Origin of the sequence: Clostridium taeniosporum (genome assembly GCF_001735765.2) — a bacterium.
Lineage (GTDB): Bacteria > Bacillota > Clostridia > Clostridiales > Clostridiaceae > Clostridium > Clostridium taeniosporum.
The window spans coordinates 2,234,149-2,246,759 of the sequence record NZ_CP017253.2 but is presented as its reverse complement, the minus strand read 5'-3'; the positions used below and the strand labels follow the sequence as shown (position 1 = coordinate 2,246,759).

11 protein-coding genes are annotated in these 12,611 nt (G+C 27.6%); all 11 read left to right on the top strand.

The genetic code is table 11. From position 1 onward, the window contains the following. Window positions 1–92: 92 nt before the first annotated feature. The 11 genes from BGI42_RS10315 to pflA all read left to right on the top strand — a co-directional run bounded on the left by BGI42_RS10315 (window position 93) and on the right by pflA (window position 12,558). A complete protein-coding gene (locus BGI42_RS10315) occupies window positions 93–1,220 on the top strand; it encodes a hypothetical protein (RefSeq protein ID WP_069680227.1) in 1,128 nt (375 codons plus the stop codon). Between the two features lie 68 nt (window positions 1,221–1,288). Continuing rightward, window positions 1,289–2,146, top strand: coding sequence for an undecaprenyl-diphosphate phosphatase (locus BGI42_RS10310; protein ID WP_069680226.1), 858 nt, complete (start codon window positions 1,289–1,291; stop codon window positions 2,144–2,146). A gap of 486 nt (window positions 2,147–2,632) precedes the next feature. Continuing rightward, on the top strand, window positions 2,633–3,556 hold the full coding sequence (gene pyrB / locus BGI42_RS10305; RefSeq protein ID WP_069680225.1) for an aspartate carbamoyltransferase: 924 nt from the start codon (window positions 2,633–2,635) through the stop codon (window positions 3,554–3,556). 1 nt (window position 3,557) lies between these two features. Beyond that, window positions 3,558–3,989 (top strand): aspartate carbamoyltransferase regulatory subunit, encoded by a 432-nt coding sequence (locus BGI42_RS10300; protein WP_069680224.1) that lies wholly within the window; start codon window positions 3,558–3,560, stop codon window positions 3,987–3,989. Window positions 3,990–4,012: 23 nt separating this feature from the next. Further along, the gene (locus tag BGI42_RS10295) at window positions 4,013–5,209 is read left to right on the top strand and encodes a dihydroorotase (protein ID WP_069680223.1); all 1,197 of its coding nucleotides are present in this window, start codon (window positions 4,013–4,015) and stop codon (window positions 5,207–5,209) included. A gap of 134 nt (window positions 5,210–5,343) precedes the next feature. Next, a complete protein-coding gene (gene pyrF, locus BGI42_RS10290; protein WP_069680222.1) occupies window positions 5,344–6,216 on the top strand; it encodes an orotidine-5'-phosphate decarboxylase in 873 nt (290 codons plus the stop codon). Between the two features lie 11 nt (window positions 6,217–6,227). After that, window positions 6,228–6,971, top strand: coding sequence for a dihydroorotate dehydrogenase electron transfer subunit (locus tag BGI42_RS10285; RefSeq protein ID WP_069680221.1), 744 nt, complete (start codon window positions 6,228–6,230; stop codon window positions 6,969–6,971). A gap of 20 nt (window positions 6,972–6,991) precedes the next feature. Next, window positions 6,992–7,888: a dihydroorotate dehydrogenase gene (locus BGI42_RS10280; RefSeq protein ID WP_069680220.1), complete on the top strand. Its 897-nt coding sequence runs from the start codon at window positions 6,992–6,994 to the stop codon at window positions 7,886–7,888. Between the two features lie 119 nt (window positions 7,889–8,007). Then, window positions 8,008–8,682 carry an orotate phosphoribosyltransferase gene (gene pyrE, locus BGI42_RS10275; RefSeq protein WP_069680219.1) on the top strand — a complete coding sequence of 225 codons (675 nt, stop codon included), beginning with the start codon at window positions 8,008–8,010 and terminating at the stop codon, window positions 8,680–8,682. Between the two features lie 741 nt (window positions 8,683–9,423). Further along, window positions 9,424–11,652 carry a formate C-acetyltransferase gene (gene pflB / locus BGI42_RS10270; protein WP_069680218.1) on the top strand — a complete coding sequence of 743 codons (2,229 nt, stop codon included), beginning with the start codon at window positions 9,424–9,426 and terminating at the stop codon, window positions 11,650–11,652. 198 nt (window positions 11,653–11,850) lie between these two features. Then, complete coding sequence (pflA, locus tag BGI42_RS10265) at window positions 11,851–12,558, top strand: pyruvate formate-lyase-activating protein (protein ID WP_069680217.1); 708 nt, start codon at window positions 11,851–11,853, stop codon at window positions 12,556–12,558. The last annotated feature ends 53 nt before the right edge of the window (window positions 12,559–12,611 follow it).

The window sequence follows — 12,611 nt, the reverse complement described above, 5'->3', positions numbered from 1 at the left end:
GTAGTTTAACAAAATAAAATAGCATACTGATTAGTTATTTATTTGAATGTGCCTAAATGTTAAAAATGATGAATCTAAGGGGGAACAAAATTGTGAATAAGAAAGTTAAAAATAGTATGAAAGCAATTTTAGTATTTTTAATTTTTATAGCTTTATTTTTTGTATATTTTTCTAAAACTAATAAAGTTAAAGAATTTGAAGTGTTAACTTGGAATAATTATTACAATGAGAATAATATAGCTTTTTTCTATGATGATGAAAATAATGAAAAAATTAAATCTTTAGATAATACATATAAAGTAAAGCAAGTATTAAATGAATGTGATAATGAGATAGATAAAGTTTTAAAAAGTGTAGATATTTTACATGTCATTTGTCAATATGATGATATAGATGATTTAAATCAAAGATCTGCTTATGATATTTTCCAAAAAATGGGTGGAAGAAAAAAAGTATCTGCTAAAGATATGTCAATAATAGAACGTGATTTATTAGCTTCATATGGTTTGAAGAGTAGAGTGGGGATTTTTAGAAATAAAGATGCTGCTACTAAAGATAAATATAGCTATTATGTTGTAGAATATTGGAGTAATGAAAATAATAAATGGATAATGATAGATCCTTTAGATAGAGGTTATTTTAGAGAAAAAGACACCTTATTATCAGCAACAGAGGTAATGACTAAAGATTATAATCCAATATTTTATGTTGGTAAAACTAAAGAAAAAGACTACAAAAAGAATTTAAAAAAATATTTAGATACGTATAGTATAGAAATAGATAATACTATAAAAAACAAGAAAAGTAATACATTAGTAACTTATGTGAAAAATGAAAAAGCTTTAAATATTAAATTTAAGGATAAATTTGCTCCACCAACAATTTTTACACAGGATACAAAACTTTTTGATAAGAGTCCAAAAGAAAATAATATAGGACAAGATGAAAAAGCATATTTAATTTTAATGGAAAAACAAGATTTGGTCAAAATTACTGAAAACAATCAAGGTAAAGATCAAAATAAAGATAGTACGTTTATGATTTTAGGGGCATTTAAAGACGGTAAAATTATGAATGAATATTATTTAAGCATTAATAATTCTGAATATGAAAAAATTAATAAATATAAAGAAATTGAAATATCAAAAGGTGAAACAGAATTAAATCTTTCTATAGATGGAATAAATTCAATAGGCAAGATAATTTTAAGGAAAAATTAATAATATATAACATAATAAGTATTATAATTTAAATTGGAAACTTATTAGAAAGAGAGTGGTAAAAAAAGATGGGATTAGACTTTTTGTTCATACTTAAAGCAATTATTATAGCAATAGTTGAAGGTATTACTGAATTTGTTCCTGTATCATCAACGGGGCATATGATACTTGCATCAGATTTAATTAATTTCCGAGGGGAATTTGTTAAGATGTTTGAAATTGTAATACAATTAGGAGCAATACTTGCAGTTGTAGTATTATATTGGAAAAAGATAAAAGATAGTGTTATTGAATTCTTTGCATATATATTTACAGGTGGAAAAAAAGGTGAAGTTGGATTTAAATTTGGAATAAATGTTTTAATAGGATCAATACCAGCAGGGGTAATAGGGATATTATTTTATAGTAAAATAAAAGCTTTATTTAAACCTCAAGCTGTAGTTGTTGCATTTATAGTTGGTGGTATTTTGTTAATAGTAATAGAAAATATATTTAGAAAAAAAAGACATGCTGTTAAGAATATTGATAAAATAACTCCAATGCAATCTATAAAAGTTGGATTATTTCAAGTATTATCAATGTGGCCTGGAATGTCAAGAAGTGCATCCACAATTATGGGTGGTTGGGTAGCTGGGCTTTCAACACCAGTCGCAGCAGAATTTTCATTCTTTTTAGCAATTCCAGCTATGGTTGGATCATCAGCAAAAGATCTTTTTGAATTTGATTTTTCACTTATGAACTTAAATACTTGGGTTGCTTTAATTGTAGGGTTTATAGTAGCGTTTATAGTTTCATTAGTAGTAATGGAAGGATTTGTTGCTTACTTAAAGAAGAAGCCTATGAGAGTATTTGCAGTATATAGAGTGATTGCAGGTATAGTATTTGCAATACTTATGTATAAAGGAATAGTAACACCACATTTATAGGAAAAATAGTTTAAAGAATTATAATAATTATAAGAATTGCATAACATAAGATTGTATCAGTGAATGGTTTAAGATTCATTGGTGCAATCTTTTTGTTTTTTTGTATAGAAATTTATTAAAGAGAATTGGCTAAATTTTTAAAATTCAAGTATGGAGTGAAGGAAAAAAATTTTCTTGACATGAGAAAAAATAAATGTTATTCTTTTACACAAAGAATAACCTTTAATTTGATCCAGAGAGATCAGCAAGGAAGTTATATAATACCATATTTATAGGGTTCGTTATGCCTTCCTTCACATGTGAAGAAGGCTTTTTTTATACAATTAATTATATAAAAGTGTAGTTGGTTATTTGAAATAATTAAGAGTGTAAAATAATAAAATTAATTAAATCCAGGATATATGGCGCTATCTATAGGAGGTTTAGATAGATTTGATATAACTTTTTATAAGTTTTTCTGTATACTTAAAAAGGAGTGATATCAATATGATAAAAAACAAACATTTAGTAGATCCAATGGATTTTACAGTAGAAGAATTAGAAGAGATCTTTAATTTAGCTCATGAGATAATTTTGGATCCTAGAAAATTTTCACATGTATGTGATGGAAAAATATTAGCAACATTATTTTATGAACCAAGTACAAGAACTAGATTTAGTTTTGAAGCTGCTATGATGAGACTTGGTGGAAAAATTCTTGGCTTCTCTGAGCCTAATTCATCATCAACATCAAAAGGTGAAACTTTATCTGATACAATAAAAATGGTATCAATTTATACAGACATAATAGCAATGAGACATCCTAAAGAGGGTGCAGCTAAAGTAGCAAGTCTTTATTCAAGTGTTCCAATTATTAATGCAGGAGATGGTGGTCATCAACATCCAACTCAAACTCTTACTGATTTATTAACAATAGAAATGCTTAAAAAAGGTTTAAATAATCACACAATTGGTATATGTGGTGATTTAAAATATGGAAGAACTGTTCATTCCTTAATAAAAGCAATGTCTAGATATAAAGGTAATAAATTCTTACTTATTTCCCCAAAAGAATTAAGAATACCAGATTATATAAGAGAAGAAATACTTAAAAAGAATAATATTGAGTTTTTAGAAGTAGAAAGATTAGAAGAAGCTATAGATAATATAGATATATTATATATGACTAGAATTCAAAAAGAGAGATTTTTTAATGAAAAAGAATACTTAAGATTAAGAGATAGTTATATTTTAAATAAAGAAAAAATGAATTTAGCAAAAGAAGATATGATAGTTATGCATCCACTTCCAAGAGTAAACGAAATTACATGTGAAGTTGATAATGATAAAAGAGCGGCATATTTTAAACAGGCTGAATATGGAATGTATGTAAGAATGGCATTAATGGCTAAACTTTTGGGGGTGTTATAAAATGTTAGAAATTACAAGTTTGAAAAATGGATTAGTTATAGATCATATTGAAGCAGGTATGGGAATAAAAATATTTAACTATTTAGGACTGGATAAAAGCAATTATAGTGTTGCCTTAATAATTAATGCAAAAAGTGAAATACTAGGCAAGAAGGACATAATAAAAATAGAAAACTGCAAAGAATTAGATTATACAATATTAGGATTACTTTCACCAAGCATAACTATAAACGAAGTTGAAAATGAAAAAATAATAGGTAAGATAAAACCTAAATTACCTATCAAGGTAAACAACATATTAAAATGTAAAAATTCAAGATGTATAACTCAAGACGAAAAATATGTGGCTCATTCTTTTGTACTATTAGATAAAGAAAAAGGTACTTACAGATGTGAATATTGTGATGAAATAACAAAACTATCTGAAGTTTAATAGAGTTGGGAGAGTGATTTACAGTGGAACTTTTAATTAAAAATGCAAGAATTATAGATGCAATTCAAGATTTTCATGGTGATATTTATATAAAAGATGGATTGATAAATGAAATTGGTAAAGAAATAAATAAAGAAAATGTTGAAATACTTGATTGTAAAGAAAATATATTAATGCCATCATTTGTTGATACACATGCTCATTTTAGAGATCCAGGACTTACATGGAAAGAAGATTTAAAAAGTGGTTCTAAATCAGCTCTGAGAGGAGGGTATACAGGTGTCTGCTTAATGGCAAATACTAAGCCTATATGTTCGTCAAGGGAAGTAGTGGAGTATGTTAGAAATAAATCAAAAGAATTAGATTTAATTGATATACATCAATGTATTTCAGTAACACATAATTTTGATGGAAAAACTTTAGAACATTTAAATGAATTTAAAAATGATAATGAAGTAAGGGCTATTTCAGATGATGGTATTGGAATATCAAATTCAAATACAATGCTTGAAGCTATGAAAATTGCAAAAGAAAATAATTGGGTACTTATGTCACATGCTGAAAGTTCTGAGTTTTCAAAAGTTGATATGAGAATAGCTGAAAATATGATGACTATTAGAGATGTTGAACTTGCAAAATTAACAGGTGCACATTTACATATGTGTCATGTAAGTACTAAAGAGGCATTAAGATACATTATTGATGCTAAAAATAAAGGTATTAACATTACATTAGAAATAACACCACATCACATAGGTTTAACTAAGGAAATAAATGATTATAGAGTTAATCCACCAATAAGAGAAAAAGAGGATGTAGAAGAGATTATTAAAGCAATTAAATTAGGAATGATAGATACAATAGGAACAGATCATGCACCGCATACATTAGAAGAAAAAGCTAAAGGTTCTCCTGGAATGGTTGGATTAGAAACAGCCTTTTCTATATGCTATACAAAATTAGTAAAAGAAAATAATATTTCATTAAATGAGTTAAGTAAACTTATGTCACTTAATCCATCTAACCTGCTTAAAATGAATAAAGGAAAGGTTAGTATAGGATTAGATGCAGATTTGGTTTTGATAGATATAGATAAAAAGATAAAGATAAATTCACAAGAATTTGCATCAAAAGGTATGAATACACCATTTGAAGGAATGGAGTATTATGGAGAAATACTTTCAACAATAAAGGGTGGAAAAATTAAATATAAGAAATAGGAGAAGGGTGCTAGTTTAAGAGAATGTTGATATATGCATAAGCGAAGTAAGCTGAAATTACATTATGTCTATTGCATATATCAATATAAATTTAAAATTTTACGATTTTTAATATAAATTTGAGGAGAGTTGCTATGATGATTAATATAATGGATAAGCTATATGGTAGAGTTGAAAAAAGAGGAGTCGTGTGTGTTGGATTAGATACCTCGTTAGATTATATACCTAATCATATAAAAGAAGATAAAACATCAAGTGAAGCTATATTTGAATTTAATAGACAAATTATAGATGCTACTTCTGATATAGCAGCGTGTTTTAAAGTTCAAATAGCTTATTATGAAGCTTTAGGATTAGAAGGATTATTAGCTTATAAAAAAACATTGGAATATTTAAGAGAAAAAGATGAAATTATAATAGCAGATATAAAAAGAGGAGACATAGCAGCTACTGCCAAAATGTATGCAAAAGCTCATTTTGAGGGAGATTTTGAAGCGGATTTTATAACCTTAAGTCCTTATATGGGAATGGATAGTATAGAACCATATATCCCATATCTAGAAAATGGTAAAAAAGGTGTGTTTAGCTTAGTTAGGACATCAAATAAGGGAGCAGAAGATATTGAATACTTAGATACTATTATTGGTGAGAAAGTATATCATGTGGTTGGCGATAAACTTATGGAAATGGGAAAAAATATGATTTCAAAATGTGGTTATAACCCATTAGGTGGAGTAATTGGATGTACTCATGTTGAAGAAGGAAAAGAATTAAGAAAAAGATTTAGTTCAATGTTCTTTTTGATTCCTGGATATGGAGCTCAAGGTGGTAAGGCACAAGATGTAGCGATGTATTTAAATAATGGGAATGGTGGAGTTGTGAATTCATCAAGAGGAATATTACTTGCTTATAAAAAACAAAATAGAGAAAAAGATTTTGCATTGTGTGCAAGAGAAGAAGCTATAAGAATGAGAGATGAAATAAGAAAAGCGGTAGACAGTCTTTAAGAGGTGATAGAATGAGTACAAATTATAAAAAATCAAAGATATTTTCCAATGAAAAAGTGACTGATAATATATATAAGATGGTATGTGAAGATGATAATGCCATAAAAGCAGGGCAGTTTTATATGCTTAAGATTAATGGTCAAACATTGCTTCCAAGACCTATAAGTATATGCGAAAAAGAAGATAATAAAGTAACATTTTTATATGCAGTAGTAGGAAAAGGCACAGAAGAATTTGCAAAACTTAAAGAAGGAGATTTTATAAATCTTACAGGACCTCTGGGAAATGGATTTGATTTAGATGAATATCTAGGAAAAGTTGCAGTTGTTTCAGGAGGAATTGGAACAGCGCCTATGGTTGAGGTATGCAAGGTTCTTAGAAGAAATAATAAATATGGACTTATAGATGTTTATGCAGGATTTAGAGATGATGTTTACTTAATAGATGAGCTATCTAAATATGCTAATAAAGTACAAGTAACAACTAATACAGGAAAGCATGGTCATAAGGGTTTTGTTACAGATATATTAAAGCCAGAAGAATATGATATTGTATTATGTTGTGGACCAGAAATCATGATGAAGAAAGTTGTTGAAATGTGTAAAGAAAAAAATGTTAAAGTGCATGTTTCAATGGAAAAGCATATGGCTTGTGGCGTAGGGGCTTGCTTAGTTTGTACTTGTAAAACTAAAGATGGAAATAAAAGAACATGTAAAGATGGTCCAGTATTTGATGGATATTATGTGGAATTATAAATCAGGAGGAGATTGAAGTTATGTTAAAAGTAAATATAAATGGTGTGGAATTTAAAAATCCAGTTATAGCAGCTTCAGGAACTTTTGGTTTTGGTGCAGAATATAACAATTTTTACGATGTAGGTATGTTAGGTGGAATATCTTCTAAGGGGTTAACTCTTAATGTTAAAGCAGGTAATGATGGATTACGAGTATATGAAACTCCATCAGGAATGATGAATTCAGTAGGATTACAAAATCCGGGAATAGATGGATTTATAAAAAATGAGCTACCTAAAATGCAAGAATTAAATACTAATATTTTAGCTAATGTTGGTGGTGGATGTTTTGAAGATTATGCAGAAGCTATTGAAAAATTAAATAATACTGTAGTAAATATGATTGAATTAAATATATCATGCCCAAATGTAAAATGTGGTGGAATGGCATATGGAATTAAATCAGAGGTTGCTTATGAATTTGTAAAACAAATAAAACAAATTTGTAAAAAACCACTTATGGTTAAATTATCACCCAATGCTGAAAATATAGTTGAAATGGCAGCTAAATGTGAAGAAGCAGGAGCAGATTCGTTAAGTTTAATAAATACATTAAAAGGTTTAGCAATAGATCCATATAAGAGAAAACCTATATTCAATAATGTGTATGCAGGACTTTCAGGTCCAGCAGTAAAACCAGTAGCATTAAGAATGGTGCACGAAGTAAGCAAAGCCGTTAGTATACCAGTAATAGGGCTTGGTGGAATATCTAATGGAATAGATGCAATAGAGTTTATGATGGCAGGAGCTAGAGCTATTCAAATAGGAACAATAAATTTTGTAAATCCTATGGCAGGAAAAGAAATCATAGAAGAAATGGAATCTTTCTGCAAAGAACAAGGAATAAAAGACATAAATGAAATTGTTGGTGTAATTTAAAGGGTTATTAATGTTAGAATATATGGTTTGATGAACAAAGAAATTTAATTATTTAAGATATACAAACACACTAACATGTATTATTTAAAATACAGTATGAAATTTTGGAGGAATAGAGAATGGAAGCATATAAAAAAGAGTTTATTGAATTTATGATAGAGTGTGGAGTTTTAACTTTTGGAGATTTTATAACTAAAAGTGGAAGAAAGACACCATTCTTTGTTAATACAGGTAATTATAAAACTGGAAGTCAATTAAAAAAACTAGGAGAATATTATGCAGAAGCTATAAAAGCAAATTATAGTGAAGATTATAATATAGTATTTGGACCAGCGTATAAAGGAATTCCACTAAGCGTTACAGTTACAATGGCTTTAAGTGATAAATATGGAATAGATGTAAGCTATTGTTCAAATAGAAAAGAAGTTAAAGATCATGGAGACAAAGGCATACTTCTTGGAGGTAAATTAAATGATGGGGATAAAATTTTAATAGTAGAAGATGTAACTACATCAGGAAAATCTATTTATGAAACAATGCCTATATTAAAGGAACAAGGAAATGTAGATGTTATAGGGTTAGTTATATCTGTTAATAGAATGGAAAAAGGTCAAGGTGAAAAATCTGCATTAGTAGAGTTAGAAGAAAAGTATGGGTTTAAAGCTTGTTCAATAGTTACAATGAATGAAGTTGTACAATATTTACATAATAAAGAAGTTGATGGGAAAGTAATAATTAATGATGAAATAAAAGCTAGAATAGATGAATACTATAAAGAATATGGAACTAAGTAGTGTGGTAATCTTAAAATAATATTTATTAATTATATAAAAGGAAAATATATAGATGTTAAAAGTCCTAAAATTTTAATTTCACAGGGTTTATTAGATTAGAATGTATGTAGCAATATAAATAATAAAAGTTAGGGGTTACCTTTAATTATATTTAAGGTAACCCCTAATTAAATTGTTTATAAGATTTTTTAATTCAAATATTTAAAGTTAGATCAGACACATCTTTAACAGGAATATCATGAAATTTAGTTTTTGATATATAAGTATTTTTTTAATTGCTTGTTAGTAACAAATTTGAATGCATTTTATTGTTTATAATAGTTAATTTTTTTTTTTTTGGTAATATTATTATAAGGAATAAGAAAATAGGTGCTTAATTTTATGATGATAATTAAAAATAAATAAATCAATAGTTATTAGTAATAAATATCAATTGAGAATAATTTTATATTGAAAAATATTATATATTAGATTATAATTAGTAAAAGGTAAATTCAATTGAGAAAAATTTAACAATCTTTACAGAGTAATATATGAGAAAAATTCCATAAATAAGAGTATAAGTTAATAAAATAGAGAAAATATAAAATAAGTAATTTAAATACTTAATTAGCATATATAACATATATTTTAAGAAAAAATAAGAAAAAACTTTGAATTTTTATGATTTTATATTATAATAATCTTGAGAAAGATTTAACAAACTTTCGAAATGGTATATGTTAAAAAGGAGGCAAAATTATGTTTAAAGAATGGGAAGGTTTTAAAGTTGGTACTTGGCAAGAAAGTATTGATGTAAGAAATTTTATACAAAAAAATTATAAATTGTATGAAGGTGATTCGAGCTTCTTAGAGGGTATAAGTGAAAAAACAACAAAGGTATGGGAAAAAGCATATGAATTAATTGTTGAAGAAGTTAAAAAAGGAATAATAGATGTTGCAACTGATAGAGTTTCAGGAATAAACAACTATGAAGCAGGATATATAGATAAAGATAATGAAGTAGTAGTAGGTTTACAAACTGATGCTCCACTTAAGAGAATAGTAAATCCTTTTGGTGGAATGAGAATGGTTAAAACTTCATTAAAGGAATATGGTTATGAATTAGATAAAGATATAGATAAATATTTTTCTCAATATAGAAAAACTCATAATGAGGGTGTTTTTGATGCATATACAAAAGAAATAAGACTTGCAAGAAGTGCAGGACTTTTAACAGGTCTTCCAGATGCTTATGGTAGAGGAAGAATAATAGGTGATTATAGAAGAATTGCTCTTTATGGTATAGATTATTTAATAGAAGAAAAGAAAAACGATCTTGATAATCTTCAAGGAGATATGCTTGATGAATTAGTAAGAAAAAGAGAAGAAGTATCTATGCAAATTAGAGCTTTAAAGGAAATCAAAGAGATGGCAGCTAAATATGGCGTTGATATATCTAAACCAGCATCTAATGCAAAAGAAGCTGTACAAGGATTATATTTTGGATATTTAGCTGGAATTAAAGAAAATAATGGAGCTGCTACTTCATTTGGTAGAACTTCAACATTTTTAGATATATATATCGAAAGAGATTTAGAGGCAGGATTAATAACTGAAAAAGAAGCTCAAGAATTAGTAGATCAACTTATAATAAAATTAAGATTAGTAAGACATTTAAGAACTCCAGAATATAATGAATTATTTGGTGGAGATCCAACATGGGTTACTGAATCAATTGGTGGAATAGGTATAAATGGCAAGTCATTAGTAACTAAGAATTCATTTAGATATCTACATACTTTAATTAATTTAGGTGCGTCAGCAGAACCTAATTTAACAGTTTTATGGTCAGATAGATTACCAGAAAACTTTAAAAAGTATTGTGCAGAGATATCAATAAAGACAGATGCGATTCAATATGAAAATGATGAAATTATGAGACCAATTTATGGTGATGATTATGCAATTGCTTGCTGTGTATCAGCAATGAAGGTTGGTAAACAAATGCAATTTTTTGGAGCTAGATGTAATTTGGCTAAATCACTTTTATATGCTATAAATGGTGGTTATGATGAATTAAAAGGTATGAAGGTAGTTCCAGGAATTGAACCCATTGGTGATGAAGTTTTAGATTTTAATAAAGTTAGAGAAAACTATTTTAAAGTTTTGGAATATGTTGCCAAAATCTATGTAGATACAATGAATATAATTCATAATATGCATGATAAATATGCTTATGAAGCTGGACAAATGGCTTTACATGATACTATGGTAGAAAGATTAATGGCATTTGGTATTGCAGGACTTTCAGTTGCAATAGATTCATTATCAGCTATCAAATATGCAAAAGTTAAACCTATAAGAAATGAAGAAGGAATAACTATAGACTTTGTAGTAGAAGGAGATTTCCCTAAATACGGAAATGATGATGACAGAGCAGACGATATAGGGGTAGAATTAGTAGCTAAGTTCTCAAGTGAACTTAAAAAACATCCTTTATACAGAGATGCTAAACATACATTATCAGCACTTACAATAACATCTAATGTTATGTATGGTAAGAAGACAGGTACGACACCAGATGGAAGAAAAAAAGGTGAACCATTAGCACCAGGAGCTAATCCAATGCATGGAAGAGATAAAAATGGAGCATTAGCATCATTAAATTCAGTTGCTAAGATTCCTTATAATGAAATTTGTCAAGATGGTGTATCAAATACATTTTCAATTGTTCCAGACGCACTTGGAAAAAATGAAGAACAAAAAATATCTAATTTAGTTTCAATATTAGATGGATATTTTGTACAAGGTGCACACCATTTAAATGTTAATGTTCTTAACAGACAAACATTAATAGATGCCATGGAAAATCCAGATAAATATCCAACATTAACAATTAGAGTTTCTGGATATGCTGTTAACTTTAGCAGATTATCAAAAGAACAACAATTAGAAGTTATAAGCAGAACTTTCCATGAAAGTATTTAAGATTAGATAATTAAAGTTATATTTTAAATATTAGTCTATAGATCCAATAAATAAGTGGTATTTTAATTAGTTCACTTTGTTTATATATGTAGAAGCATATTAATAAAATATAGTATAAAATTACTATAAGTTCATAACATAATTTAATTAATACCCCTGTCTTTAATTGACAGGGGTGTAGTTCTAGGAGGATAAAATATGGTTAAAGGAAGAATTCATTCAATAGAAACAATGGGATTAGTAGATGGACCGGGGATTAGAGTAGTTGTATTTTTTCAAGGATGTTCTTTAAGATGTAAGTATTGTCATAATCCAGATACTTGGACATATGACGGGGGAGAGGAATATACGCCAGAAGAGTTAGTAAAGAAATTGGAAAGATATAAGACTTATTTTAAAAGTTCTAATGGTGGAGTTACTTTTTCCGGTGGAGAACCATTAAGGCAGCCAGAATTTCTTCTAGAAGTGTTGAAATTATGTAAAGAAAGAGGGATTCATACTTGTTTAGATACTTCAGGATTTGGTGTAGGAAATTATGCTGAGATATTAAAGTATGTGGATTTAGTTTTGTTTGATATAAAACATTATGACAAAGATGGGTATAAAAATGTAACTAATATGAATATTGATGAGTCATTGAGATTTTTAAAGAAAATTCAGGAAACAAAAACTCCTATTTGGATTAGGCATGTTGTTGTCCCGGGTTTAACTGATGGAGAAGATCATATAAGAAATTTTAAGAAATATATATCAAATATAAAAGGTGTAGAAAAAATAGAATTATTACCATATCATTTACTAGGAAAAAATAAATATGATGTTTTAAATATTGATTATCCATTAGAAGGTATACCTGCTATGGATAAAGAAATAATTAAAAAATATGAAAATATTATTAAAGAATAAAATAAGAAATAATTTTAAATATGACTATTTTTATTAATGTGGTAAAGATATAT